Here is a 25,166-nt window from a genome sequence, read left to right on the forward strand (position 1 = left end):
CCCGTCGCCACGCCGTAGATTTTCGGCCATGAAGACGATCAACGTACGGAACGAAGGCCCCGCGACCGGCGAGCCGAGCGCCCCCAACCCCGTCCTGCGCGTGCCCCCGGCCGCGCCCGCGGCGGCCGCCGCGTACTTCGGCGCCAGCCTCGCCTTCCACGCCGACGTGTCCGACGTCGCGGCCGCCCTCGCCGCGGGCGGCGACCCCGGCTTCGTGGTCATCGACACCCGCTCCACCGCGTCCTGGGACCAGGGCCACGTCCCCGGTGCCGTGCACCTGCCCACCGCGCTCATCCCGGAGCAGGCCGAGCGGCTCCTCGACAAGACGGTCCCCGTCGTCACCTACTGCTGGGGCCCCGGCTGCAACGGCGCGACCCGCGCGGCGCTCGCCCTCGCCCAACTCGGCTTCCAGGTCAAGGAGATGCTCGGCGGCTTCGAGTACTGGGCCCGCGAGGGCTTCGCCTACGAGACCTGGGAGGGCCAGGACCGCCGCGAGCCGGACCCGCTGACGGCGCCCCTCGAAGGGGACTGCGGCTGCTGAGCGATTCAGCCCGTCCGGCGCTCGCGGACGAGCCGCGGAGCGGCGACACGGCGCCGCCGCCCCCGTTGGCTCACAGCGCCGACAGCTCGTCCACCAGGTCGTCCAGGCCGAGCGAGCCCTGCGAAAGGGCCGCCATGTGCCAGGCCTTGGCGTCGAAGGCGGCGCCGTGGCGGCGGCGCGCGTTCTCGCGGCCGAGCAGCCAGGCGCGCTCGCCGAGCTTGTAGCCGATGGCCTGGCCCGGGATCGTCAGATAGCGCGTCATCTCGCTGGCGACGAAGTCCGTGGGACGGCTGCAGTGCGCGTCGTAGAACTCCTCCGCGAGCTCCGGCGTCCAGCGCTCACCCGGGTGGAAGGGCGAGTCCGCCGGGATCTCCAGGCCCACGTGCATGCCGATGTCGACGATCACGCGCAGGGCCCGCATCATCTGCGCGTCCAGATAGCCGAGACGGCGCTCGGGCTCCGTGAGGAAGCCGAGCTCGTCCATCAGGCGCTCGGCGTACAGCGCCCAGCCCTCGGCGTTCGCGCTGACGATGCCGACCGTCGCCTGGTAGCGGGACAGGTCGTCGGCGACGTGCGCCCACTGCGCGATCTGGAGGTGATGGCCCGGCACGCCCTCGTGGTACCAGGTGGACACCAGGTCGTACACGGGGAAGCGGGTCAGGCCCATCGTCGGCAGCCAGGTCCGGCCGGGCCGCGAGAAGTCCTCGGAGGGACCGGTGTAGTACGGGGCCGCGGCGCCGCCGGGCGGAGCGATGCGGGACTCCACCTTCCGCACCCGCTCGGCCAGTTCGAAGTGCGTGCCGTCGAGCGCCTCGATGGCCTCGTCCATCAGTTCCTGGAGCCACCGCCGGGCCTCTTCGACGCCCTCGATGTGGGTGCCGTGCTCGTCGAGGTGGGCCATCGCCACCCACGGCGTCGCCGCGCCGGGCAGGATCTTCTCGGCCTCGGCGCGCATCTCGCCGAGCAGCCGGTGGTACTCCGCCCAGCCGTAGGCGTACGCCTCGTCGAGGTCCAGGTCGGTGCCGTTGAAGAAGCGGGACATCAGGGCGTAGCGCTCGCGGCCCACCGTGTCGGGGGCGTCCGCGACCGCGGGCGCGTACACGTCCCGCATCCAGTCGCGCAGCGCGACGACCGCGCCGGTCGCCGCCTTCGCGGCCTCGTCGAGCTCGCCGCGCAGGGCGGCGGGCCCGTCGGCGGCGAACTCCTCGAACCAGCCGGGCCCGTCGTCGGGCCCCGCCCACTCGGTGAGCTGCTCGACGAACGTGGCCGTCGGCCGCGGCGCTCCGAACAGGCCGCGCTCCAGGCCGAGTTCGAGACAGGCCCGGTAGCCCTCATAGGCCGCGGGGACCGCGCGCAGCCGCTCGGCGATCACGGCCCAGTCCTCGTCGGTGTCCGTCGGCGTCACCGTGAAGATCTCCCGCACCTCGTGCGGGGCGGTGTGCAGGTTGCCGACCGCGCGCAGGTGCTCGCCCGCCTCGTGCACGGCGAGTTCGGCCGTCAGGCGCTCCCGCAGCAGCCGGGCGCAGCGCCGCTCGACGGCGGTGTCGGCGCCGGGCCGCGCCTCGGCGTCGCCGAGCCGCGCGAGCGTGGTGCGCAGCAGCTCGGCCCGGGCGTCGTGGCCCGCGGGGGAGAGGTCGGGCAATTTGCCGTGGCTCTCCTTGACGCCGAGGTAGGTGCCGGTGACGGGGTCGAGGGCGACGAGGGCGTCGACGTAGGCGTCGGCGACGGCGCGGGGCAGCGGGCCCGTGGCGCTGCTGGGGATCTTCGTTTCGGACATGCGGCCATCCTGGTACGAGAGGGGGGCGCTCGTCACGGGCGCGTTCGCCGCCGGTGCGCGGCCGCGCCACCGCCACCCCTCGCACCCCTCAATTATTTGACTGATCGTTCCAGTGGCGGTTAGCTTCCTGCCATGGCCAGGACCAAGGAATTCGACCCTGACGCGGCGCTCCAGTCGGCGCTGGAACTGTTCTGGAGCCGCGGGTACGAGGCGACGTCCATGGCGGACCTCGTCGCGCACCTGGGCATCGGCCGCGCCAGCCTCTACGCCACCTTCGGCAACAAGCACGAGCTGTATCTGAAGGCGCTCGACCGCTATACGGAGCTGCGCAATCCGGTGTTCCTGGAGGAGTTGTCGCGGCCCGGCCCCGCGCTGCCCGGCGTGCGGGACCTCGTGCGCCGCTTCGCGGCCGAGGCCGCCGCCGGGGACTCCCGGCGCACCGGCTGCTTCGTCACCAACACGGCGGCGGAGCTGGCCCCGCACGACACGGCCGCGGAGCGCAGGGTCGAGCGGAACTGGGAGCAGATCGAGACGCTGCTGGGCTCCGCGCTCGCCCGCGCCCGCGCCCAGGGCGAGATCCCCGCCGACCGCGACCCGCGCGCCCTGGCGCGCCTGCTGCTCGTCCTGCTCCAGGGCATCCGCGTGGTCGGGAAGGTCTCCGGCGGCGAGGAACGAGTGCGGGACGCGGCGGAGCAGGCGCTGAGGCTGCTCGACTGACGGCGGCCCGGACCGACCGGCTTCGACTCGGATCGACTGGCTTCGGCCCGGCCACGCCCGCCGTTTCGGTCATCTCAATAAAAGAATGACCGGTCTGGAAAGCAAGGGCCGCAGCGCACCACAGCACCGCGGCGCACAACAACACTCGGGAGGAACCCATGGCACGGCAGAAGGTCGCGGTGCTCGGCACCGGCATCATCGGCGCTCCGGTGGCGCGTCACCTGCGTGAGCAGTTCGCGGTGAGCGTGTGGAACCGCACGCGCGCCAAGGCCGACGCGGTGGCCGCGCTCGACGGCGTCGACGCGCACGCCACCCCGGCCGACGCCGTCGCGGGCGCCGACGTCGTGGTGACCGCCCTCAAGGACGGCCCGGCCGTGCGCGAGGCGATGGAGGCCGCAGCGCCTGGCCTCGCGCGCGGCACGGTGTGGGTCCAGCTCAGCACGGTCGGCGCGGCCGCCGTGGCGGACCTCGCGGACTTCGCGGGGCGGCACGGGCTCGTCCTGTACGACGCGCCGGTCCTTGGCACGAAGCAGCCCGCGGAGAACGGCCAGCTCATCGTCCTCGCCGCGGGCCCGCGGGCGGGCCGGGAGCCCGCGGAGCGCGTGTTCGACGCCATCGGCGGCCGCACGGTGTGGGTGTCCGAGGAGCCCGGCGCCGCGAGCGGCCTCAAGCTCGCTCTGAACAGCCTGGTGCTCACCCTCACCCACGGCGCCGCCGAGAGCCTGGCCCTGGCCGAGGGCCTCGGCGTGGACCCGGCCCTCGTGCTCGACGTGGTGGCGGGCGGCGTGCTGGACAGCCCGTTCTTCCAGGCCAAGGCGGGCGCCATGCTCACGGGCGCCTACGACCCCAGCTTCACTGTGGCCAACGCGGTGAAGGACGCCCGGCTCGTCGTGGACGCCGCGCGGTCGGCGGGCGTGCCGGTGGACGTGGCCGAGGCCGGTCTTCGCCGGTTCGAGCGCGCGGCCGCCGCGGGCCACGGAGACAAGGACATGGCCGCCTCCTATCTCGCCGGTCCCGCCTAGGGGCGGCTGTCGTACGGCAACTGCGAGCGCGCCGGAGTCGCGTCCAGGCGGGCGGTGATGACCAGCGTGCCCTCCTCGATCTGGAAGTCCAGGGGCAGGGCCAGGCCGCGCATCGCCGCGACCATGCCGGTGTTGGAGGACCGCGTCACCGCGTACACGCTCTCGCAGCCCGCCTCGTCCGCCATCGCGACCAGGCGGCCGAGCAGTTCGGTGCCGATGCCGCGGCGCTGCCAGTCGTCCTCGACGAGCAGCGCGACCTCCGTCTCGTCGCCGTCCCAGAGCAGATGGCCGAGGGCGACGACGCGGCCCGAGGCCGTTCTCGCGGCCAGGGTGCGGCCGAAGCGCGGGCTCAGGAGGTGGTTGAGATAGCGGTCGGCGTCCCGCACAGGACCGTGATAGCGCATCTCCAGGGTGTGCTTGGAGCAGCGCTCGTGCAGGGCCCTGGCGGCGGCCAGGTCCGAGGTGTCGGCGCGGCTGACCGTGATGTCGCCGCCCTCGGGCAGCGTCAGGACGTCCTCGCCGCGCGGAACGCGCGGGCCGAGCCGCGCGTCGAGCTCCACCAGGGCCCGCGCGCGGGCGAACTCGGCGGGTGTGAACGGCAGGTGGGGCCGCTCGATCGTGATCACTCCGCCCTCGGGGTCCCGCAGCCGCAGGACCGTGCCGTCCCAGCCGCCTTCGACGGGGCACGCCGCGCCGGGCCCGCCGTGCCCGCCGGGCGCCGGTGCGGCGGGCCGCGAGCGGATCGTGCAGCGGCCCAGCAACTGGCGCAGCGCGAGCGGCAGCTCGGCGGCGTCCAGGGCCGTGCGGGTCGCGAGGTTCAGCACGCGCGTGGGCGCGTCCACCAGGTCGTGGGCGTCCGCCCGCTCGATCCAGGTGCGGGAGCCGCCCGCCCGGGAGACCGCGTGCGTGAGGTCGGCGGCGGCCAGGGCGGAGGGGGCCCGCACCAGGAACTCGTCGACCGTGCTGTCGCCCAGCGGGTGCGTCTGCAGGCTGAGGATGTCCACGCGCGCGTGTGCGAGCGCCGTGCACAGGGCGGCGAGCGACCCCGGCTCGTCGCGGACGGTGGTGCGCATCCGCCACAGAGCCGTCGCGTCCGGCGACGCCTCCGGTCCCGCTCCCGCCGGGGCGGCGCCCTCGGCCGGCTCGGCGGGAGCGGGCGGCGCGCCGGTGGCCCGGCCTTCCTTGGGGGAGGGTCGGGCGCCCGTATCCCCCGTATCCGCTGGATCCGGCTCGCCCGTGCCGGGTGGCGCGTGCGGGTGGCGCCGGGCCCGCCAGGTGCGCAGCGCGGCCGCGGCGAGCACGACGACGGCGGGCAGGAGCAGCAGCTCCGGTCCCTCCAGGCCGGTCCCCACGAGGTCGGCCACCGCGTCCGCGGCGGCGACCGCCGTGAGCAGCGCGGCGAGTTCGACGACGTCCCGGCGCCAGTGGCGCACCGGCCTGCCGTGCTTCTTGCGGGTCACCTCAGGCATCTCGACACTCATACGGCCACTGTCGCCGAAGGGTGTTGCGTGATCACGAACGGTTTGTGACTGATGGGTTAAGTGCGGTTCTGTCGGTTTCATTCCTTTTGTTCACCGTGGTTGTCCGTCGATGTCCCCCGGTGACCGTCGTCAACGCCCTTTCGGCGACGGCCCATCGGCCGTGGCAGGCCCTAAGCCCGCCACGGCCCCGCGTCCGCCGGAGCTCACCGGCGGACGCACCCGCCAGCGCTCCCCGGCGGGTGCGTCCGCCCGGGGCTCACTGGCCCACGCGTCCCGGCTTCAGGACCTTGGTGAACAGCACACCGCCGCCCTGCTGCCGCAACCGCACCGTCAACTCACCGCTGTCGCCGTCGATGTCCACCTCTCCGTAGTAGGGCGGAGTCTCCGCCGGCGACGTGTTGGGCCGGTCCGGCGCTTTGACGAACGTCTGGTCCGGGCCGAAGGTTCCATCGAGTTTCACGGCCGGGAAACCGCCCGCGGCGAGCGGCCCGGACACGAACTCCCAGAACGGCGCGAAGTCCTTGAAGGCGGCGCGCGCCGGGTCGTAGTGCTGCGCCGAGGTGTAGTGCACGTCGGCGGTCAGCCACACCGTGCCCGTGATCTTGCGGTGCTTGATGTGCCGCAGCAGCTCGGCGATCTGGAGCTCGCGGCCGAGCGGGGCGCCCGGGTCGCCCTGCGCGACGGCCTCGAAGTTCGTCGAGCCGTCCGCCACCACGAGGCCGAGCGGCATGTCGGAGGCGATCACCTTCCACACCGCGCGCGAGCGCGACAGCTCCCGCTTCAGCCAGGCGAGCTGCTCGGCGCCGAGGATGCCGGTGGCGTCGTCGGGCTGGCGGTTGGGGGAGTTGGCGTTGCGGTACGTCCGCATGTCGAGCACGAACACGTCCAGGAGCGGCCCGTGCCGCAGCGTGCGGTAGACCCGCCCTTCGCGGTCGCCGGTGCGGAGCGTGGAGATCGGGTAGTACTCCCGGAACGCCCGCAGCGAGCGCGCCGCGAGGACGTCGACGTCCTTCTCGGTGTAGCGGGGGTCTTCGAGGATCTGCCCCGGGTACCAGTTGTTGCGCACCTCGTGGTCGTCCCACTGGACGATGGAGGGCACCTGCGCGTTGAAGCGGCGCACGTTGTCGTCGAGGAGGTTGTAGCGGAAGTTGCCGCGGAACTCCGCGAGGGTCTCGGCGACCTTGGACTTCTCCGGCGTGGTGACGTTGTGCCAGATCCGCCCGTCGGGCAGCTTCACGGTCGGCTGGATGGGGCCGTCGGCGTAGATGTTGTCGCCGCTGCACAGGAAGAAGTCGGGGTTGCGCTCGCGCATCTCCTCGTAGACGCGCCAGCCGCCGAGCTCCGGGTTGATGCCCCAGCCCTGGCCCGCGATGTCGCCCGACCACAGGAAGCGCACGCCGTCCTTGCGTCTGAGCGAGACCGTGCGGAACGTCCCGGTGACGGGTTTGCCCGCGCGCCGCGGGTCGTCGGGGTCGGCGAGCAGCACGCGGTAGTGGATCTGCTCCCCGGAGGGCAGCCCGCGCAGCCGCGTCGTTCCGGTGAAGTCGGTGCGCGGGCCGAGCAGCGGGCCGTACCAGCGCGTGGGCTTGCGGAACGACTCCGTGGCGGAGGTCTCCACGATCATGCGGGCCGGCCGGTCGGAGCGCACCCACACCAGGCCGGAGTGCGCGCCCACGTCACCGGCCTGCACGCCCCACGGGGCGCTCGGGCGGCCCGAGCGGGCGAAGGCCGGGGCGGCGGCGCCCAGCGTCGCGGGCACGGCGAGCGCGGCGGGCACGGCGAGCGAGCCGCGCAGCAGGCTGCGGCGGCGCGGGGACGGGCTCGACGGACGGTGTGACATGAAGCTGCCTCCAGGGACGGTGGTTCGGTGTGCCGTGCCACGTCTACTTCTGTGTCACGGCTCGCATGCGAACCCCAAGTGAACAACTGGCCATGGCCAGAGGGGAACCGCCGGGCGGTGGAGGCGTACGCGCGACGACGATGAAGGTGATGCAGGCGATGCGGGTGATGAGGGACGCCGGGCCGCTCGGGGAGGGGGGCTCAGCGGCTGGTGTCGAGGATGACGCGTGCCACGCGCGCGGGGTCGTCGTTCATCGGCACGTGGCCGCAGCCCGGCAGCCGCACGAGCCGGGCCTTGGGGATGGCCCGCTTGGCGCGCACGCCCTGGCGGCGCAGGAGCAGCCGGTCGCGGGTGCCCCAGGCGATGGTCACCGGCAGGCCGGGCACGTCGTCGCGGAACACCACGTCGCGCCCGGCGGACAGGGTCTGCTCGAACCCGGCCGCGTACCGCAGCGCGAGGGTCTCGGCGACGACGGCCTCCGGCGACCGGCGCGCGGGCCGCGCGTAGATGGTGCTCGTCAGGGCCGCCCGGCCCGCGGCGCTGTGCGAGAGCCGCTCGATCAGGGGCACCGGCAGGGCCGCCGCGGCCCCGCGCATGCCCCGCAGCGTCGCGAACGCGTACCGCCGCTCCGGCTGGCTCCAGAACCCGGCGGGCGACAGCGCGGTGACGGACCGCACGAGCTTCTCGCGGCCGAGTTCGAGGGCGAGCAGGCCGCCGAGCGAGTTCCCCGCCACGTGCGGGCGCTCGACGCCGAGCGCCGCGCACAGCGCCCCCAGCACGGGCACCACCGTCGTCAGGCCGTACGCGAGTCCGTCCGGAAGCGCCGGTGAGGCGCCGAAGCCGGGCAGGTCCACCGCGATCACGTCGTGCTCGGCGGCGAGGAGGTCCACGACCGGGTCCCAGGCCTGCCGGTGGTGGCCGATGCCGTGCAGCAGGAGCAGGGGAGTGCCGGCGCCGGTGCGGCGGTAGGCGACGGTCACCGTGCGCGGCCCCTGGGACGACTCGACGCCAAAGGAAACCTCTGCGACCTCTGCCACCTTCGCGACCTCCGCGGCCATGACCACTCCTGACTTAGACGCCGTGTCAGCAACAATTACCGCTCAGTAGAGCCGAGTTCAAGAGGGGGGCGGCCTCGCGTTCGAGCGGGTGGCCCGTGCCGTGTTCCCGTGGGGCCGCGGAGTCCTGCCGGGTGCCCTGGGAGGCGCGGTGCTGTGATCCTCGTCCTGCGAGGCCTTCGCGGGTGGACAGGCGTAAATCCGTCGGCTGGGATGGGGTGGTGGCTACCGATACCGCGACCGACGTCTTCGAAGAACACCGGCCCGTCCTGCTGGGCGTCGCCTACCGCATGCTCGGCCGCGTCGCCGACGCGGAGGACGTCGTCCAGGACGCGTGGCTGCGGTGGTCGGCCGCCGACCGGGAGCAGGTGCGCGAACCGCGCGCCTACTTGGTGCGCGTCACCACGCGCGTGGCCATCGACCGGCTGCGGCACGTGCAGTCGCGCCGCGAGGCCTACGTAGGGCCCTGGCTGCCCGAGCCGTACGTGACCGACTTCGGGCCCACCGTCCCGGACACCGCCGAGCAGGCCATGCTGGCCGACTCCGTGTCGCTCGCGGTCCTCGTCGTGCTGGAGTCGCTCTCGCCCCTGGAGCGCGCGGTGTTCGTGCTCCGCGAGGCCTTCGGCTTCGCCTACTCCGAGATCGCCGCCACCCTCGACCGCAGCGAGGCCGCCGTGCGCCAGCTCGCCGGGCGGGCCCGCAAGCACGTCGACGAGGGCAGGCCCCGGTACGAGGTCGACCCCGCCGAGCGGCGCGACCTGACCGAGCGGTTCCTCGCCGCCGCGTCGGGCGGCGACCTGGAAGGGCTGATGTCGCTGCTCGCCCCGGACGTCCAACTGGTGGGCGACAGCGGCGGCAAGGCGCGGGCACCGCTGCGGGTCGTGGAGAGCGCCGACAAGGTGGGCCGCTTCGTGGTGGGCGCGGCGGGCAAGGGCCTGTCGGGCGTCGAGCGGGTCGAGTTCCGCTTCGTCGAGCTCAACGGCGCCGAGTCCATCGCCTTCCTGGTCGACGGCAAGGTGGACTCCGTCTTCCAGCTCGACGTCGCCGACGGGCGCGTTCAGCGCGTCTACATCGTACGGAATCCGGACAAGCTCACGACCCTGGCCGTGTAGCCCCCCGGCACCTGCGGCGACGCCCCCGCCAGTGCAACCGGCGGGGGCGTCGTGCTGTGCGCTCACCCGCGTGACATACCGGTTTCCGTCACTTGACGGCGAGGGGTGTCGACCCTGCGCGAACACCGCATGAATGCTCTGTGGCATCACTTCTGTGCGGTCAGTAACGGAAGCAGGATTGGTCTTGACCAAGGATCGGCGCGGCTCTATGGTCGCTGAGATAGTGCAGGAACCTTTAATAAACAAGGCGCTAAAAAGCCGCCTGCGCACGGCGATTGCGGAGGACAGGGTGGGGACCACGCAGCTGGAAACGGTGCCGGAGCCGAAGTACTGGCACCTCAAGACCGTGCTCAGCGAAGCACTCGACTCCGAGTTCGCCGTGGGCGAGATCCTGCCCAACGAGCGCGACCTCGCGGCCCGCTTCGGCGTCGCCCGCGCGACGCTGCGCCAGGCCTTGGAGCAACTGGAGCTGGAGGGCCGCCTCCAGCGCCGCCGCGGCGTCGGCACCACCGTCGCCCCGCCCCGCATGGGCGTGGCCGTCGGCTCCGACCGGGACAGCTGGCCCGGCGCGGCCGGGGACGCGTGGCAGCCCGCGGACAGCGAGCCCGCCGTCCCGCCCGCCCACGTCGCCCGCGCCCTGGAGACCGGCCCCGAGGAGCCGGTGCACACGGTGCGCCGCACCCGCGTCTCGCACGGCCAGCCCGTCGCCGCCGAGCTCCTGTACGTGCCGTCCGCCTCGGTGCCCGACCTCACCGCGATCGACGCCCCCGCCGGACCGGCACGCGCGCGTGCGGTGCTGCGGGAGCTGGCCCGGCTCGACCTGGAGGGCCAGGACCGCGCCGTGGAACTCGGCTCGGCCCGCGCGGACGACGCCCGCGCCCTCGACCGCCTGCCGGGCGCCCCGGTCCTGGTCGTCACCACCCGCTTCCTCGTCGGCGGCCGCACGGCGGCGCTCTCCGTGGCGACGTACCGCGCGGACACCTGCCGCCTCACCTTCGGCGACGAGGGCGCCCTGGAAATCCACCACGGCCCCCACCAGCAGGCTTCCTGACACCCCTGAGGCAGACATAGCAAGCCCGTCCGGCGTTTGAGGACGAGCGCGCAGCGCCGTTCAAGCCTGTCCGGCACCGGAGTACGCCGATCAGCGCCGTTCAAGCCTGTCCGGCACTGGAAGACGGTGATCAGCGCCGATCAAGCCCGTCCGGCGATTGAGGACGAGCGCGCAGCGCGAAACGACGCCCACCAAAGCCAGGGGAAGAAGCGGGCAGCCGGGGGCCACCACCCCCGGCGAACTACCGCCCCGCGGTCACCGCGCCCTCTACGGCGAACAGCTCCTCGTCCACATGGTCGAGAGCGAGCCGCAGCGCACCCGTCGCCACCGCCGCCTCCCCGAGGAGGGACAGGGCGACCCGCGGCGGCCTGAGGCAGTAGCGGGCCAGTTCGTCGCGCAGCGGCTCCAGGACGCCGTCCAGGCCCGCCGCCCAGCCGCCCACCACCACCAGCTCCGGATCGAGGGCGAGGACGAGCGCCGCCACATCGTGCACCAGGCGCTGGATGAAGCGGTCCACCGCCGCGCGGGCCCGCTCGTCACCCCCGCGGGCGTGCGCGAACACCTCCGCCACCGCCTGCTCGTCGAGCGGGTGCAGCGGCTCGTCCGTCGTCGAGAGCAGCGTCTCCGGCCTGACCTCGCGCCCCAGCAGGTGCAGCGCGCCGATCTCACCCGCCGCGCCCCCGTACCCGCGGTGCAGCCGCCCCCCGATCAGGGAGCCCGCCCCAGGGCTCAGCCCGGCGAGCACGAAGACCACGTCCTCCGACTCCGCCGCCACGCCCTTCCAGTGCTCGGCGACGGCCGCCGCGTTCGCGTCGTTCTCGACCAGGACCGGACACTTGAAGGAGCGCCGCAGCCGCTCGCCCAGAGGCAGCCCCGTCCAGCCCGGAAGGGCCGTGCTCAGCCGCACCGAACCGTCCGCCTCGACGATGCCGGGACTGCCCACGCCCACGGCGCGCAGCGAGTCACGGGCCACGCCCGTGCGGCGCAGCAGATCCGCGACGGCGCCCCGCAGCCGCTCCAGGCGCTCGTCCGCGGGCGCCGCCTCCGAGACGTCCTTCGCCGCCGTGCCGAGGATCTTGCCGTGCAGGTCCGAAAGGACGGCGGCCACCCGGTGCGGGCCGATCTCCAGGCCAAGGAGATGGCCCGCCTCCGCCCGGAACCGGAACTTCCGTGCGGGCCGTCCCTGACGGCGCGCCGCGCCGTCGTCCGCGTCCGTCTCCACGACGAGCCCGGCCTCGATCAGCCCTTCGACCACGCCCTCGACGGTGGGCCGTGACAGGCCCGTCGCCCGGGTGATCTCCGTGAGTGTCGCGAAATCCGCGGCGCGCAGCGCGTGCAGCACCACCGAGGAGTTGATCCGCCGTAGCAGAGAAGGATCTCCGCCGGTCAGCCGCCCCAACGTCCGTCCTTCCCTTGCATGCGCATGATGGGCGGATGGTACTCGGAAGCCGTCACCCGGGGCGAGTGCCGATCGCGCCGAGTGGTCTCGGCCGGGCTCACCCGGGGGCCACGAAGCCGGATTCGTACGCGGCGATGACCGCCTGCGTCCGGTCCCGCGCGCCGAGCTTCGCGAGCACCGCGCTCACATGCGACTTGACGGTCTCGGTGCCGACGACGAGCCGCTCGGCGATCTCCGCGTTGGACAGGCCGCGCGCCATCAGGCGCAGGACCTCCTCCTCGCGCCCGGTCAGCGCCGCCCGCTCGAACGCCGCCCTGGCGCCGTCGTTCCCGCGCTCCTGGCCGTGGTCGGCCGCGAGGCGGCGCACCGCCGAGGGGAACAGCAGCGACTCGCCCTCGGCCACCAGGCGCACCGCGTGCACGATCTCCGCGGGCCTGGCCCGCTTGAGCAGGAACCCGTCGGCGCCCGCGCGCAGCGCCTCGTACACGTACTCGTCGTTCTCGAACGTCGTGATGACGACGATCTTGGGCGGGTCCTGCACCGTCCGCAGCACCGCGCGCGTGGCCTCGATGCCGTCCAGGAGGGGCATGCGCACGTCCATCGCGACGACGTCCGGGCGCAGCTGCCGCACCAGGGGGATGACCGCCGCGCCGTCGGCCGCCTCGCCGACGACCTCGATGTCGGGCTGGGCCTCCAGGACGGCGCGCAGACCGGCGCGGACGAGGGGCTCGTCGTCGACGAGCAGGACGGTCACGGGCATCCCGTCAGCCTAGGTCACGGGCCGTGACGGGCGGCTCGCGGGGAGCGGCTAGCGCAGCGGCAGCTCGGCCCGCACCCGCCACTCGCCGTCCTCGGGCCCCGTGTCCGCGCGGCCGCCCAGGAGCACGGCGCGCTCGCGGATGCCGCGCAGACCGCTGCCGCCGCGCCCGGTCGGCGCCGCCCCCTGGGGCAGGGCGTTGCGCACGTCGATGGTCAGGCGGCCGCCGGTCGCGGCGACCCGCACCCGCACCGGCACCGGGCCCGCGTGCCGCAGGACGTTCGTGAGCGCCTCCTGGAGCATGCGGTAGCCCTCGCGTGAGACCGGCCCCGGCAGGTCCGCCACCGGGCCCGACACCTCGGCGTCGACCTTGGCGCCCACCGTGCGCGCGGACTCCAGGAGCCGCTCGGCGGCGGCGAGCGTGGGCCGGTGGCGCGCGGGGCCCGCGTCCTCCCGCAGGACCCGCAGCACCCGCTCCAGGTCCTCCAGGGCGTCACGGCCCGTCTCCTCGATGGCCTCCAGGGCGCGGTCGGTGAACGCCGGGTCGGCCGCGGCCCGCGCGGCGCCCGCCTGCACGACCGCGACGGTCAGGGCGTGCCCGATCGAGTCGTGCAGCTCCCGGGCGATGCGGTTGCGCTCCAGGAGCTGCTCGGTGCGCTCCTCCAGGGCGGCGACGCGCTCGGTCGGCGAGGGCCCCAGGAGGCCCCGGGCCGCGGCCGCGGCGAGCGAGCCCGCCGCGACCACCAGGACGCTCAGCACGATCAGGGGCAGCGGGAAGAACAGCGCGTTCCAGGCGCCGGCGTGCGGCCGTGGCAGGAACAGGCCGTCGTCGTCGGGGGATTCGGAGGTCGTGCCGAGCAGCGCGAGCGCGTACCCGATGAGCTGCACCGAGGCGACGCCTAGCCCCCACCCCAGCTGAAGGCGCACCACCAGCCACACGGCGGTGCGGGCGCGATCGCGCCACGAGGCCGAGGGCGCCACGGAGATGCCGGGGCCGTCCGCCTCGCTCCAGGCCCGCGCCTCAGGCGCGTCGTCGTCCCCGGTCCACTCCTGTGGCGCCGCGTCGTCCCCGGCCCGCGCCCCACGCGCGTGAGCCCCCGGAAACAGCATCAAGCGCGCCTGCAGCCCCTCGGCCCTGCGCATCGCGGGCACCATCGCGACGGCCGCCGCCAGCGGGACGGGCAGCAGGGTGATCTCCGCCCACTCCCGGGCCGAGGAGTCCTCGATGCCGTGGATCGAGGCCACGGCCAGCACGCCGAGGCCGCCGACGAGCAGGTGCAGCCAGCGGGTGTACGTGACGGCGCGGGCCAGCGGCCGCAGCAGACGGGGCATGGCGGTCATCGTGCCAGGTGGGCGGCGGGGTCCGGCTCCCCCGTGCGGGGGAGGCGACCTCCTCGGCCGGGGGAGGCCCCAAGGCGGCCGCGCCCCCGAGAGTGGCCCCATGACCAGCATCGACGTCCACCAGCTCACCAAGGAGTACGGCACCAGGCGCGCGGTCGACGACCTGACGTTCGGCGTCCGCCCCGGCCAGGTCACCGGCTTCCTCGGCCCCAACGGCGCGGGCAAGTCCACCACGCTGCGCCTCGTCCTCGGCCTGGACCGGCCCACGTCGGGCACGGCCACGGTCGGCGGCCGCCCCTACGCGACGTACGCCGAGCCGCTTCGGCAGGTCGGCGCCCTGCTCGACGCGCAGGCCGCCCACGGGTCCCGTACCGCCCGCGACCACCTCCTGGCGCTCGCCGTCAGCAACCGCATCGCCCCCACGCGCGTGGGCGAGGTCCTGGAGGAATCCGGTCTGGCCGCCGTCGCCCGCAAGCGGATCAAGACGTTCTCGCTGGGCATGCGCCAGCGCCTCGGCATCGCGGCCGCCCTGCTCGGCGACCCGGCCGTGGTGATCCTGGACGAGCCGGCCAACGGCCTCGACCCCGAAGGGATCATCTGGATCCGCGAGCTGATGCGCCGTCTGGCCGGGGAGGGGCGCGCCGTGCTCGTGTCCAGCCACCTGATGAACGAGACCGCCACGTTCGCCGAACACCTGGTCATCCTCGGCAAGGGCAGGCTCCTCGCCGACACCCCGATGCGGGCGTTCATCGCCGCCCACAGCAGCCCGCGGGTGCGGGCCCGCACCACCGACCCGGCCCGCCTCGGGGCCGCGCTCGCGGCGGCCGGATACGAGCTGGCGGCGGCCGACGGCGACCGGTGGACCGTGGAGGGGGCGACGGCCGAGGAGGTCGGCACGCTCGCCGCCCACGCGGGCGTCCCGGTCCTCGAACTCGCCGACGAGGAGGCCTCCCTGGAACAGGCCTACCTGGCCCTCACGGCCGACGAGACGGAGTTCTCGGCGACGCCACCGGACGCGCGGGCGGCCTCGGCCCCCTCGGAACCATTGAACCCATCGGAGCCATTGGACCCATCAGCCCCCTCGGCTCCTTCAGCCCCCTCGGCTCCTTCGGCCCCTTCGCCCGGCGCAACCGCCACGACCCGCCAGGAGGCCTGACCATGGCGACCACCACCGTCACCGCCGCCCTCCACGCCGAGTGGATCAAGATGAGGTCGCTGCGGGCGACGCTCTTCTCGCTCCTCGCGGTGTGCGCGGCGACCCTCGCCGTCACCGTCCTGGTGTTCGCCACGGTCGGCGGGGCCGAGGCCGACGACGCCGAGCCCGTCTTCGACGCCTTCTACGCCCTCAACTTCGGGCAGATGGCCGCCATCAGCTTCGGCACGATGGCCGTCAGCTCCGAGTACGTCACCGGGGCCCTGCGGATCTCGCTCGCGGCCGTGCCGCGCCGGGGCCTGTTCTACGCGGCGAAGACCGCCGTCGTCGCCGGGGCGGCCCTGGCCGTGGGCCTCGTCACCAGCTTCGGCGCGTTCCTCGGCGGCCAGGCCTTCCTGGGCGACGACGCCATCGGGCTCGGCCACCCCGGCGCCCTGCGCGCCTGCGTCGGCGGTGGCGTCTACCTGGCCCTGATGGCGCTGCTCGCGGCGGGCCTCACCGCGCTGCTGCGCAGCGGCGTCGCCGTGCTCAGCGTGCTCGTGCCGTTCCTCCTCATCGTCCCCTTCGTGATCGGGGACGTCGTGAGCGGAGCCGCCGGGTTCCTGCCCGACAAGGCGGGCCAGCAGATCCTCCACGAGGACCCGACGGGCACCCTCGGCGCCTGGACGGGGCTCGCCGTCCTGGCCGCCTGGGCCGCGGCGGCGCTCCTCGCCGGATGGTGGGCGGTGCGGCGGCGCGACGCCTGAAGGCCGCCGTTCGCCCTGAAGATGACTGGCTGTCAGTGGGGCCCGCTTTACTGGGCGGCATGAGCAGCGCAGAGGACATCGCGACGATCGACCTGCTGCGCGCCAGGGACTTCCCCGCGGCGCACGGCAGGTCCGAGGCCGGTCGCGCGGGACCGGGCTTCCACATCGCGGAGTTACGCACGCGCGAGTCGGTCGAGGACGACGACGGCACGGCCTTCGCGGCCACCGAGGAGCAGTACGAGGCCGAGCGGGACGCCCTGACGGTGCTCCTCGCCGGACGCTGGGGCGAACCCCAGGTCTTCAGCCTCGTGAGCGCCTTCGCCCGCGTCGTGGCGGGCGCACAGGACGTGCCGGAGCCCTGGGCGTCGGTGAGCGAGACCGTCCCCGACGTGCACCTGTGGCGCGCCGGGGCCCACTGGATAGCCCTCGGCGTCGCCCGCTGGGGCGAGGGCGGCGCCCTGCAACTGCTCGCGGTGGTCACGGAGGTCGACCCGCCGTAGCCCGGGCGCCGGTGCCTGCCGGGCCGTCCCGGCCGCCGCTCAGGGGCGCGTGGGCAGCCGCAAGTCCCCGTACGGCGAGGGCAGGAAGAAGCGCGCCACGTCCGCCTCGGACACGTCCGCGAGGCGCGCGGGCGACCACTGGGGCTCGCGGTCCTTGTCGACGACCTGCGCGCGGACGCCCTCGGGGAAGTCCGCGGCGGTCAGGCACGCGGTCGACGTGCGGTACTCCTGCCGCAGCACGGCCTCCAGGGAGCCGAGCGCCCGGGCCCGGCGCACGGCGGCGAGCGTCACCTTCAGGGACGTGGGGGAGCGGGAGAGCAGGGTGTCCGCCGCTTCCTTCGCCGCGGTCTCGCCCCAGTCCTGGAGGCGGTCGACGATCTCCTCCACGGTCCCGGCCGCGTAGCAGGAGTCGATCCACTCCCGGTGCGTGGCGAGATCGCCCTCCGGCGCCGCCTCGGCGAACCGGGCCACGGCGGCCGCCGCGTCCAGGTCCGCCAGCGCGCGCGTGAGGTCCGCCAGGCGCCCGGACGGCACGAAGTGGTCGGCGAGCCCGCACAGCAGCGCGTCGGCTGCGCCCGCCGAGGCGCCGGTCAGCGCCAGGTGCGTGCCGAGTTCGCCCGGCGCCCGCGAAAGGAGGTAGGTGCCGCCGACGTCGGGCACGAAGCCGATGACGGTCTCGGGCATGGCGACCCGCGAGCGCTCCGTGACGACGCGCACGCCGCCGTGGGCCGAGACGCCGACGCCGCCGCCCATCACCAGGCCGTCCATGACGGCGACATAGGGCTTCGGGTAGTGGGCGATCCGGGAGTTGAGGACGTACTCGTCGTGCCAGAACGCCGCCGAGGCCGCGCCGCCGCCCGCGAGGATGTCCTCGCGCACCGCCCGGATGTCGCCGCCCGCGCACAGCCCGCGCTCCCCGGCACCCGTCACCACGACGGCCGCCACCGCGTCGTCGTGCTCCCAGGCGCTGAGGGCCTCGTCGACGAGGCGGACCATGGTGTGGTCCAGGGCGTTCAGGGCGCGCGGCCGGTTCAGGACGATATGGCCCGCGCGGCCCTCGACACGGGTGAGGACCGGGGGTGCGTCGTGACTCACTGAGCGGTTCCGTCCTTCGGTGGTACGTCGTTCTGTGCCGCGTCCGGCGTACCCGTGCCCTGGAACGCCGACAGGATGCGCTCCGCCGCCGTCGTCGCGGTCACCGAGCCCTCGCGCACCCCCCGCTCAAGCTCCGGCGTGAGCCGCCGGACCTCCGGGTGGGCGTACAGACGGCCCAGAAGCTCGTCGCGCACCATCGACCACGTCCAGTCCACCTGCTGGCCGCGTCGCTTGGCGGCGAGGCGCCCGGTGGAGTCAAGGAGCGCGCGGTGCTGCTCGACGCGCTCCCAGAGGGTGTCGAGACCCGTGCCCTCACGGGCGCTGCAGCTCAGCACGGGCGGCGCCCAGGCGACGTCCTTGCCGTGCATCAGGCGCAGCGCTCCGGCCAGTTCGCGGGCCGCCGAGCGCGCGTCGCGCTCGTGCGGGCCGTCGGCCTTGTTCACGGCGATCACGTCCGCCAGCTCCAGGACGCCCTTCTTGATGCCCTGGAGCTGGTCACCGGTGCGGGCCAGGGTGAGCAGCAGGAACGTGTCCACCATGTTGGCGACGGCCGTCTCCGACTGGCCCACGCCCACGGTCTCCACGAGCACCACGTCGTAGCCCGCCGCCTCCATCACCACCATGGACTCGCGGGTCGCCTTGGCGACACCGCCGAGCGTCCCCGCCGTCGGCGACGGCCTGACGAACGCCAGCGGGTCCACCGACAGGCGCTCCATGCGCGTCTTGTCGCCCAGGATGGACCCGCCCGTACGGGACGACGAGGGGTCGACGGCGAGCACCGCGACCCGATGGCCCAGCGAGGTGAGCATCGTGCCGAGCGCGTCGATGAACGTCGACTTGCCGACCCCCGGGACCCCGCTGATGCCGACGCGCCGCGCCTGCCCCGAGTGCGGGAGCAGCTGCGTCAGCAACCGCTGCGCGAGGACCCGGTGTTCGGGCTTGGTCGACTCCACGAGCGTGATCGCGCGGGCGATGTGCGCGCGCTTGCCGTCGAGCACGCCCTTCACATAACTGTCGAGATCGATCCTGGGTGCCATGGGCTCAGCGGCTCAGCTCTCGTTCCCGGAGCTGTCGTCCGGCAGCTCGTGGCCCAGGTTCCCGGCGAGTCGCCGCACGAGGTCGTACGCCGCGTCCGGGATCACCGTGCCCGGCGGGAACACGGCCGCCGCGCCCATCTCCAGGAGCGTCGGCACGTCCTGGGGCGGAATGACGCCGCCCACGACGATCATGATGTCCTCGCGGCCCTCGGCGGCCAGCTCCTCGCGCAGCGCGGGCACCAGCGTCAGGTGCCCGGCCGCCAGCGAGGAGACGCCCACGATGTGCACGTCCGCCTCGACGGCCTGCCGCGCGACCTCCCCGGGCGTCTGGAACAGCGGGCCGACGTCGACGTCGAAGCCCAGGTCGGCGAAGGCGGTGGCGATGACTTTCTGGCCGCGGTCGTGGCCGTCCTGGCCCATCTTGGCGACCAGGATGCGCGGACGGCGCCCCTCGGCCTCCTCGAAGGACCTCACCAGGGCGCGGGTGCGCGCGACGGACGGCGACGGGCCTGCTTCGGTGCGGTACACACCGGAGATCGTACGGATCTGGCTCGCGTGCCGCCCGTACGCCTTCTCCAGGGCGTCCGAGATCTCCCCGACCGTCGCCTTCGCGCGGGCCGCGTCCACGGCGAGCGCCAGCAGATTGCCCTCAAGACCGGTGCCGGAGCCGCGCTCGGCGGCCGCGGTCAGCTTGGCGAGCGCCGACTGGCAGACCTGGTCGTCGCGCTCCTCGCGCAGCCGCCGCAGCTTGTCGATCTGCTGGGCGCGCACCGAGGAGTTGTCGACCTTGAGCACCTCGATCTGCTCGTCGTTCTCGACGCGGTACTTGTTCACGCCGATCACGGGCTGGCGGCCGGAGTCGATCCGGGCCTGGGTGCGGGCCGCGGCCTCCTCCACGCGGAGCTTGGGGATGCCGGCGTCGATGGCCTGCGCCATGCCGCCCGCCGCCTCGACCTCCTGGATGTGCTGCCAGGTCCGGCGCGCCAGGTCGTAGGTGAGCCGCTCCACGTACGCGCTGCCGCCCCACGGGTCGATGACGCGGCAGGTGCCGGACTCCTGCTGGATCAGCAGCTGGGTGTTGCGGGCGATGCGCGCCGAGAAGTCGGTGGGCAGCGCGAGCGCCTCGTCCAGGGCGTTGGTGTGCAGCGACTGGGTGTGGCCCTGGGTGGCCGCCATGGCCTCCACGCAGGTGCGCGTGACGTTGTTGAACACGTCCTGCGCGGTCAGGGACCAGCCGGAGGTCTGCGAATGGGTGCGAAGGGACAGGGACTTGGGGTTCTGCGGGTCGAACTGCTTGACCAGCTTCGCCCACAGCAGGCGCGCCGCGCGGAGCTTGGCGACCTCCATGAAGAAGTTCATGCCGATCGCCCAGAAGAACGACAGGCGGGGCGCGAACGCGTCCACGTCCAGGCCCGCCTCGCGGCCCGCCCGCAGGTACTCCACGCCGTCCGCGAGGGTGTAGGCGAGCTCCAGGTCGGCCGTCGCACCGGCCTCCTGGATGTGGTAGCCGGAGATGGAGATCGAGTTGTAGCGCGGCATCTTCTGCGAGGTGTACGCGAAGATGTCGGAGATGATCCGCATGGACGGCTTGGGCGGATAGATGTAGGTGTTGCGGACCATGAACTCTTTGAGGATGTCGTTCTGAATGGTCCCCGCCAGCTTCTCCGGCGGTACGCCCTGCTCCTCGGCGGCGACGATGTACAGCGCGAGCACCGGGAGCACCGCGCCGTTCATCGTCATCGACACGGTCATCTTGTCCAGCGGGATGCCGTCGAAGAGCTGGCGCATGTCGTAGATCGAGTCGATGGCGACGCCCGCCATGCCGACGTCGCCGGTCACGCGCGGGTGGTCGCTGTCGTAGCCGCGGTGGGTGGGCAGGTCGAAGGCGACCGAGAGGCCCTTCTGCCCGGCCGCGAGGTTGCGGCGGTAGAAGGCGTTGGACTCCTCGGCCGTGGAGAAGCCCGCGTACTGCCGGATCGTCCACGGCTGGTTGACGTACATCGTCGGGTACGGGCCGCGCAGATACGGGGCGACGCCCGGGTAGGTGCCCAGGAAGTCCAGGCCCTCGGTGTCCGCGCCGGTGTACAGCGGCTTGACCGCGATGCCCTCCGGGGTCTCCCAGAGCAGGTCGTCCGCGTCCTTGCCGGTGGCCGTCTCGACGGCGGCGCGCCACCGCTCGGCGGAGCCCTGGGCCGGTCCGCCCGGCTCCAGGCCGATGCCGGAGAAGTCGGGGATCGTCACGGCGCCACTTCCATCAGGTCGAGGGTGGAGGACAGCACGGCCACGGCGTCGCAGCCCGCGAAGACATAGCCGTCGACGTCGCCGAACTCGCCGGGCCGCCCCGCGAGGAACACGTGCCGCGCGCCCGCCGCCTTCAGCGCGGCGGCGACCGGGGCCGCCTCCTCGGCGTACAGCGCGTCGCTGGAGCAGAGGCAGGCGACCGTCGCCCCGCTGGCGCGGAAGGCGTCGGCGGCGGTCTCGGCGGACACCGACACCGGCTCGTGGACGGGCTCGATGCCGCCCGCCTGGAAGAGGTTCGAGGCGAACGTGGCCCGCGCGGTGTGCGCGGCGGCCGTGCCGAGCGCCGCGAGGAACACCTTGGGCCGGGCGCCCGTGGCCGCCAGATGGGCGTCGGAGCGGGTGCGCAGGGCCTCGTACGCCTCGTCGCGGCGCACGCGCGGCAGGCCGCCCGTCGGTCCTGTCGGCGCGGGCTCGCGCTCCACCGGCTTCTCCGCCAGGTGCGGGAACTCGCTGATGCCGGTGATGGGCTCGCGGCGCTTGGCGAGCTTCTTCCCGCGCTCGGCCCAGGTCGCGGCGAGGCGCTCGCCGAGGAGTCCGGAGCGCAGCGCCGCCGCCTGGCCGCCCGCGCCCTCGATCTCCTGGAAGAACGCCCAGGCCGCGGCGGCCAGTTCGGCGGTGAGCCGCTCCACGTACCAGGAGCCGCCCGCCGGGTCGATGACCCGCGCCAGGTGCGACTCCTCCAGGAGGATCGTCGAGGTGTTGCGGGCGATGCGGCGCGCGAACGCGTCGGGCTGGCCGAGGGCGTCGTCGAACGGCAGCACCGTGACCGCGTCCGCGCCGCCCACGCCGGCGGCCAGGCAGGCCACCGTCGTGCGGAGCATGTTCACCCACGGGTCGCGGCGGGTCATCATCACCGAGGACGTGACCGCGTGCTGGCGCTGGGCGCCCGCCCCCGCGTCGCCGCAGGCCTCGGCCACGCGCGCCCAAAGGCGCCGCGCCGCGCGGAGCTTGGCGATGGTCAGGAACTGGTCGGCGGTGGCCGCGTACCGGAACTCCAGCTGCGCGCAGGCCTCTTGGAGGGAGAGCCCGGCGTCGTTGAGGAGCCGCAGATACGCCACGCCGGTGGCGAGGGAGGCGCCGAGCTCCTGCGCGGCCGAGCCGCCCGCATCGTGGTACGGCAGCGCGTCCACGACCAGGGCGCGAAGCCCGCCGCCCTCGTGCCCGCAGCGCCGGGCGAGCTCCACGGCGGCGTCCGCGCTCAACTCCGCGCCGGTGCGCGCCTCGTACCCGAGCGGGTCGGCGCCCAGGTTGCCGCGCACGGCGCCCTTGGCGACGCCCGCCGCGTCGACGAGCTCCAGGAAGCGGTGGGCCGCGGGCGCGTAGTCGGCGCCCGCGTCGAGGGCCACCGGCGCCAGGTCCAGATACACGCCGTCGAGGGCCTTCTCCAGGCCGGAGACGGGCAGGGCGTCCGGGCCGAGGGTCAGCCACAGCGAGGTGACGCCGTTCTCCAGGTCGGTGAGCACGGCGGCGTTGGTGCGTTCGGGGTCGCTCGTGGTGTGCCGCTGGCGCACGTCCCAGCCAGTCGCGGCGCCGCCCACGGCGGTGCCGCCGCGCACGTACGGAGCGAAACCCGGATGGCCCACGTCGGCCACGGCGTCACGGGAGGTGTACAGGGGCCGGGTGCTGAGCCCGTCCTCGAGCACAGTGGACAGCGCTTTCTCGGCCGCCGCCCCCGATACGTCCTTGCCCGACTTGCGCAGTACGCCTTCCACCAGGCGCTGCCACTGCTCATGGGTCGCATCAGGGAAATCGGCGGCCAGCGAAAGCCCGTCGTCAGGCAGGACCGTCATGGCTCGATGCTAGGCCGGAACGCCCCCCTCGTGCCGGGGCTCGGCTGTGACCTTGCACTCCTTGGAGGAGTCTTGAACTCGGACGGGGGGACCGCTATTGCCGCACGTCACAAACGGGAGAAGAGGGGTGGAGCGGGGGCGGTGAGGGGTGGGGCGACCGGTGTCGGAGAGGGTAGTGGAGCACCCGTGGCGAACCGTGTGTACTCGCGTTCGAGCCGGAATCCGGTCGTCCATGCGAGGAGGCGGCTGGGGCGGTTGTCGCGGGCGCAGGACCAGCTCGCGGTGCGGCCGCGGGCGGCGACGTCGGCGGTGAGCGCGGCCACGCAGGCGTGTGCCAGGCCCCGGCGCCGGTGCTCGGGCGCGGTGGCCACGGCCACGTCCTCGTAGGCGGCGCCCGCGAAGTAGGAGCAGGCGACGGAGAGGACGCGGCCGCCGCGGTCGAAGGCGGCCACGGCGTGCCCGGAGGCGGCGAGTCCCTGGGGGCCGCCCCAACTGTCCAGGATCCAGGAGGAATCGGCCCACAGCGCGGCAAGGGCCGCCGTGTCGTCGCCGGTCACGCGCCGCACCCGCACGCCCCTGGGCGCCCGGGTGGCGGCCGCGGCCTCGCGGTGGACGTACACCATGCGTTCGGCGGGCACCAGGCGCGTGAACGCGGCGTCGAGCACGGGAAGGAAGCGCAGCGGGGCCTCGACGTGGCTGGCGGCGAACGGCGCGAGCCCGCCGGGCGTCACCGCGGCCGGGTCGCCGCGCAGCAGGACGTGCCCGGCGCAGGCCACCGCGAGGGCGCGCGGCGCTTCGGCGCGGTCGGCCCACCACTGCCCGACGCCGTGCGCCAGGGCGTGTTCGGGCAGGGCGCCGGTGCCGGGGGCGCGGGCGGTAAACCACGTTGAGAGGCCGGCGAGGTCGGGGAGGCGGCGCGGCGCGAGCGGGATCACGGGAGGGTCCTCCGGGGGAGCGGTGCGGGCGGTGGGTGGGGCGTCGGCGGGGACAACGAGGGGAGCCGCGCCCCGGTCAGCGGCCGCGGCGCCCGCGAGAGCGGCCGCGCGTACGGCCGTACGAATGGGTCGGCGGTGTGGTCCTCCGGCACCGGAGGACCACACCGCCGCGCGGGCCGGAGGGCGTCAGCCCTGGCCCGCCTTGCCGCCGTGGTTGGCCTTCTTCTTGCGACGGGCTCTCTTCTTGCGGGCGCGCTTGGACATGGGGTGGGGGTGTCCCTTCAAGAGGTGTGGCCGACCAGCAGGCCGGCGAGCTTGTTGAGGCGCTTGACGGTGCGGTCCTCCGTGGCGGCCGCGGCGGGCTCGACGCGCTCGTCGCGGTCGTAGTACGCGCCGTTGACGATCTCCACGGCCGGGTCGCACAGGCGCACCACGTGGGTGGCGCCCTCGGCGGCGGAGACGCCCTCGTGCGCGTACAGCGGGAGCAGCGCGGTCGCGCAGACGCCCGGGTGCACGGACACGGCGGTGACGCGCGGGTCGGCGGCGAAGACGGTGAGCGCGAGCTGCGACTGGGCGTAGGCGGCCAGGCGCGAGTAGCGGCGGACGCGGTTGGGGTCGCTCCACTGGATGGACGCGGTGCGGTGCAGCGAGGACGAGACGTTGACGACGCGGCCGCCGGGCTCGCTGGTGAGGGCGGGCTCGAGCAGGCTGGTCAGCAGGAAGTGGGCGAGGAAGTTCACCTGGAAGGCGATCTCGTTGCCGTCGGCGGTGACGGTGTGCCGCTCGGGGGCCGCGATGCCCGCGTTGTTCACCAGGACGTCCAGGTGGGGGTGTTCGGCGACGACGCGCCCCGCGAGCAGCTCGACCTCCTCCAGGTGGGTGAAGTCGGCGCCGAACGGGTGCAGCCGGGCGGCGTCCGCGCCCGCGGTGGCGACGAGCTTGTCGACGGCGGCCTGGGCCTCCTCGGCGGTGCGGCCGTGCACCAGCACGGTGACGCCGCGCTCGGCGAGCTGGCGGGCGGTCTCGTAGCCGATGCCGGAGGTGGCGCCGGTGACGAGAGCGGTGCGTCCGGAGGGTGAAGCGGAAGACATGGGTCGAGTCCCTGTGTCGGGGCATGCCGGGGCAGCCCCCGGCGGGGGCTGGGACATGCGATACGAAAAGGCCGTGCGCGCCCGTCAGGGGCGCCGGTCACGGCGGAAGAGGGAACGGTGCGAAGTCAGCGCACCGTCAGGAGAACAGGCGCGAGACCGGCACCGCCGTATGAGGCGGTCGGTCGTCATGTCGCGCGAAGCTGTTCACAATGTCCATCTAACTGGCCTCTGACCTGGCCTTCAAGCGGTGCTGACGGTCCTTGACGAGGCCCTGATACGACGGCGGGGGGGGGGGGGGGGGGGGGGGGGGAGCCCCCCCCCCCCTCCCCCCCCCCCCCCACCCCCCCCCCCCCCTTTTTGGGGCCGGCAGCGCGGAAGGATGGGGTGTGGTGGGCCAGATAGCCCAACCCTCACATGCCCCAAGA

Annotated in this window: 22 protein-coding genes; 8 read left to right on the forward strand and 14 right to left on the reverse strand. The window is 74.1% G+C overall.

Annotation, left to right across the window (positions count from 1 at the left end):
• Positions 1-28: 28 nt before the first annotated feature.
• Positions 29-541, forward strand: a complete 513-nt coding sequence (locus AC07A4_RS36710) for a rhodanese-like domain-containing protein (RefSeq protein ID WP_478607596.1) — start codon at positions 29-31, stop codon at positions 539-541.
• Between the two features lie 70 nt (positions 542-611).
• Here the strand turns inward: AC07A4_RS36710 and AC07A4_RS36715 are convergent, their stop codons facing one another.
• Positions 612-2,318, reverse strand: a complete 1,707-nt coding sequence (locus AC07A4_RS36715) for a DUF885 domain-containing protein (RefSeq protein WP_478607597.1) — start codon at positions 2,316-2,318, stop codon at positions 612-614.
• 132 nt (positions 2,319-2,450) lie between these two features.
• Between AC07A4_RS36715 and AC07A4_RS36720 the strand changes: the two genes are divergently transcribed.
• Positions 2,451-3,035 (forward strand): TetR/AcrR family transcriptional regulator, encoded by a 585-nt coding sequence (locus AC07A4_RS36720; RefSeq protein WP_478607599.1) that lies wholly within the window; start codon positions 2,451-2,453, stop codon positions 3,033-3,035.
• A gap of 158 nt (positions 3,036-3,193) precedes the next feature.
• The gene (locus AC07A4_RS36725; protein WP_478607601.1) at positions 3,194-4,057 is read left to right on the forward strand and encodes an NAD(P)-dependent oxidoreductase; all 864 of its coding nucleotides are present in this window, start codon (positions 3,194-3,196) and stop codon (positions 4,055-4,057) included.
• Here AC07A4_RS36725 and AC07A4_RS36730 read toward each other — a convergent pair.
• The 3 genes from AC07A4_RS36730 to AC07A4_RS36740 form a co-directional block, all read right to left on the reverse strand.
• A complete protein-coding gene (locus AC07A4_RS36730) occupies positions 4,054-5,538 on the reverse strand; it encodes a GNAT family N-acetyltransferase (RefSeq protein WP_478607604.1) in 1,485 nt (494 codons plus the stop codon). The two genes, AC07A4_RS36725 and AC07A4_RS36730, sit on opposite strands and share 4 nt — an antisense overlap.
• Positions 5,539-5,794: 256 nt before the next feature.
• Positions 5,795-7,378, reverse strand: coding sequence for an alkaline phosphatase D family protein (locus AC07A4_RS36735; RefSeq protein WP_478607606.1), 1,584 nt, complete (start codon positions 7,376-7,378; stop codon positions 5,795-5,797).
• A gap of 200 nt (positions 7,379-7,578) precedes the next feature.
• Entirely contained in the window at positions 7,579-8,436 is an 858-nt protein-coding gene (locus AC07A4_RS36740; protein WP_478607608.1) for an alpha/beta fold hydrolase, read from the reverse strand.
• 218 nt (positions 8,437-8,654) lie between these two features.
• Here AC07A4_RS36740 and AC07A4_RS36745 point away from each other — a divergent pair, with 218 nt between their 5' ends.
• Both AC07A4_RS36745 and AC07A4_RS36750 read left to right on the forward strand, forming a co-directional pair.
• Positions 8,655-9,545, forward strand: coding sequence for an RNA polymerase sigma-70 factor (locus tag AC07A4_RS36745; RefSeq protein ID WP_478607609.1), 891 nt, complete (start codon positions 8,655-8,657; stop codon positions 9,543-9,545).
• A gap of 289 nt (positions 9,546-9,834) precedes the next feature.
• Positions 9,835-10,596, forward strand: a complete 762-nt coding sequence (locus tag AC07A4_RS36750; protein WP_478607844.1) for a GntR family transcriptional regulator — start codon at positions 9,835-9,837, stop codon at positions 10,594-10,596.
• A gap of 241 nt (positions 10,597-10,837) precedes the next feature.
• Here the strand turns inward: AC07A4_RS36750 and AC07A4_RS36755 are convergent, their stop codons facing one another.
• The 3 genes from AC07A4_RS36755 to AC07A4_RS36765 all read right to left on the reverse strand — a co-directional run bounded on the left by AC07A4_RS36755 (position 10,838) and on the right by AC07A4_RS36765 (position 14,084).
• On the reverse strand, positions 10,838-11,995 hold the full coding sequence (locus AC07A4_RS36755; protein ID WP_478607611.1) for an ROK family transcriptional regulator: 1,158 nt from the start codon (positions 11,993-11,995) through the stop codon (positions 10,838-10,840).
• A 97-nt stretch (positions 11,996-12,092) separates the two neighbouring features.
• Positions 12,093-12,755, reverse strand: a complete 663-nt coding sequence (locus AC07A4_RS36760) for a response regulator transcription factor (RefSeq protein ID WP_478607614.1) — start codon at positions 12,753-12,755, stop codon at positions 12,093-12,095.
• Between the two features lie 48 nt (positions 12,756-12,803).
• Positions 12,804-14,084, reverse strand: a complete 1,281-nt coding sequence (locus AC07A4_RS36765; protein ID WP_478607616.1) for a sensor histidine kinase — start codon at positions 14,082-14,084, stop codon at positions 12,804-12,806.
• Between the two features lie 109 nt (positions 14,085-14,193).
• Here AC07A4_RS36765 and AC07A4_RS36770 point away from each other — a divergent pair, with 109 nt between their 5' ends.
• From AC07A4_RS36770 to AC07A4_RS36780, 3 genes are read left to right on the forward strand one after another with little or no spacing between them, the layout of a single operon-like run.
• Positions 14,194-15,249 carry an ATP-binding cassette domain-containing protein gene (locus AC07A4_RS36770; protein ID WP_478607619.1) on the forward strand — a complete coding sequence of 352 codons (1,056 nt, stop codon included), beginning with the start codon at positions 14,194-14,196 and terminating at the stop codon, positions 15,247-15,249.
• 2 nt (positions 15,250-15,251) lie between these two features.
• On the forward strand, positions 15,252-15,992 hold the full coding sequence (locus AC07A4_RS36775; RefSeq protein WP_478607621.1) for an ABC transporter permease: 741 nt from the start codon (positions 15,252-15,254) through the stop codon (positions 15,990-15,992).
• A 59-nt stretch (positions 15,993-16,051) separates the two neighbouring features.
• Positions 16,052-16,492 carry a hypothetical protein gene (locus AC07A4_RS36780; RefSeq protein ID WP_478607623.1) on the forward strand — a complete coding sequence of 147 codons (441 nt, stop codon included), beginning with the start codon at positions 16,052-16,054 and terminating at the stop codon, positions 16,490-16,492.
• A gap of 39 nt (positions 16,493-16,531) precedes the next feature.
• Here AC07A4_RS36780 and AC07A4_RS36785 read toward each other — a convergent pair whose 3' ends face one another.
• The 7 genes from AC07A4_RS36785 to AC07A4_RS36815 all read right to left on the reverse strand — a co-directional run bounded on the left by AC07A4_RS36785 (position 16,532) and on the right by AC07A4_RS36815 (position 24,741).
• Positions 16,532-17,587 (reverse strand): enoyl-CoA hydratase/isomerase family protein, encoded by a 1,056-nt coding sequence (locus AC07A4_RS36785; RefSeq protein WP_478607625.1) that lies wholly within the window; start codon positions 17,585-17,587, stop codon positions 16,532-16,534.
• A complete protein-coding gene (gene meaB, locus AC07A4_RS36790; protein ID WP_478607628.1) occupies positions 17,584-18,624 on the reverse strand; it encodes a methylmalonyl Co-A mutase-associated GTPase MeaB in 1,041 nt (346 codons plus the stop codon). The genes AC07A4_RS36785 and meaB overlap by 4 nt, the downstream gene beginning before the upstream one ends.
• Positions 18,625-18,636: 12 nt before the next feature.
• Positions 18,637-20,865: a methylmalonyl-CoA mutase gene (gene scpA / locus AC07A4_RS36795; RefSeq protein WP_478607630.1), complete on the reverse strand. Its 2,229-nt coding sequence runs from the start codon at positions 20,863-20,865 to the stop codon at positions 18,637-18,639.
• Positions 20,862-22,715: a methylmalonyl-CoA mutase small subunit gene (gene mutA / locus AC07A4_RS36800; protein WP_478607632.1), complete on the reverse strand. Its 1,854-nt coding sequence runs from the start codon at positions 22,713-22,715 to the stop codon at positions 20,862-20,864. Before mutA ends, scpA begins: the two co-directional genes overlap by 4 nt.
• Positions 22,716-22,822: 107 nt before the next feature.
• Positions 22,823-23,650 (reverse strand): GNAT family N-acetyltransferase, encoded by an 828-nt coding sequence (locus AC07A4_RS36805; RefSeq protein WP_478607635.1) that lies wholly within the window; start codon positions 23,648-23,650, stop codon positions 22,823-22,825.
• Positions 23,651-23,836: 186 nt separating this feature from the next.
• On the reverse strand, positions 23,837-23,935 hold the full coding sequence (locus tag AC07A4_RS36810; RefSeq protein WP_478607638.1) for a 50S ribosomal protein bL37: 99 nt from the start codon (positions 23,933-23,935) through the stop codon (positions 23,837-23,839).
• Positions 23,932-24,741 carry an SDR family NAD(P)-dependent oxidoreductase gene (locus AC07A4_RS36815; RefSeq protein WP_478607640.1) on the reverse strand — a complete coding sequence of 270 codons (810 nt, stop codon included), beginning with the start codon at positions 24,739-24,741 and terminating at the stop codon, positions 23,932-23,934. The genes AC07A4_RS36810 and AC07A4_RS36815 overlap by 4 nt, the downstream gene beginning before the upstream one ends.
• Positions 24,742-25,166: the final 425 nt, after the last annotated feature.

The organism is Streptomyces sp. NPDC043996 (genome assembly GCF_056435225.1).

Excerpts from the sequence above, each read along its gene's own strand:
- AC07A4_RS36710 (WP_478607596.1), top strand. The coding sequence starts at position 29 with ATGAAGACGATCAACGTACGGAACGAAGGCCCCGCGACCGGCGAGCCG.
- AC07A4_RS36715 (WP_478607597.1), bottom strand. The coding sequence starts at position 2,318 with ATGTCCGAAACGAAGATCCCCAGCAGCGCCACGGGCCCGCTGCCCCGC.
- AC07A4_RS36720 (WP_478607599.1), top strand. The coding sequence starts at position 2,451 with ATGGCCAGGACCAAGGAATTCGACCCTGACGCGGCGCTCCAGTCGGCG.
- AC07A4_RS36725 (WP_478607601.1), top strand. The coding sequence starts at position 3,194 with ATGGCACGGCAGAAGGTCGCGGTGCTCGGCACCGGCATCATCGGCGCT.
- AC07A4_RS36730 (WP_478607604.1), bottom strand. The coding sequence starts at position 5,538 with ATGAGTGTCGAGATGCCTGAGGTGACCCGCAAGAAGCACGGCAGGCCG.
- AC07A4_RS36735 (WP_478607606.1), bottom strand. The coding sequence starts at position 7,378 with ATGTCACACCGTCCGTCGAGCCCGTCCCCGCGCCGCCGCAGCCTGCTG.
- AC07A4_RS36740 (WP_478607608.1), bottom strand. The coding sequence starts at position 8,436 with ATGGCCGCGGAGGTCGCGAAGGTGGCAGAGGTCGCAGAGGTTTCCTTT.
- AC07A4_RS36760 (WP_478607614.1), bottom strand. The coding sequence starts at position 12,755 with ATGCCCGTGACCGTCCTGCTCGTCGACGACGAGCCCCTCGTCCGCGCC.
- AC07A4_RS36765 (WP_478607616.1), bottom strand. The coding sequence starts at position 14,084 with ATGCCCCGTCTGCTGCGGCCGCTGGCCCGCGCCGTCACGTACACCCGC.
- AC07A4_RS36770 (WP_478607619.1), top strand. The coding sequence starts at position 14,194 with ATGACCAGCATCGACGTCCACCAGCTCACCAAGGAGTACGGCACCAGG.
- AC07A4_RS36775 (WP_478607621.1), top strand. The coding sequence starts at position 15,252 with ATGGCGACCACCACCGTCACCGCCGCCCTCCACGCCGAGTGGATCAAG.
- AC07A4_RS36780 (WP_478607623.1), top strand. The coding sequence starts at position 16,052 with ATGAGCAGCGCAGAGGACATCGCGACGATCGACCTGCTGCGCGCCAGG.
- meaB (WP_478607628.1), bottom strand. The coding sequence starts at position 18,624 with ATGGCACCCAGGATCGATCTCGACAGTTATGTGAAGGGCGTGCTCGAC.
- mutA (WP_478607632.1), bottom strand. The coding sequence starts at position 22,715 with ATGACGGTCCTGCCTGACGACGGGCTTTCGCTGGCCGCCGATTTCCCT.
- AC07A4_RS36815 (WP_478607640.1), bottom strand. The coding sequence starts at position 24,741 with ATGTCTTCCGCTTCACCCTCCGGACGCACCGCTCTCGTCACCGGCGCC.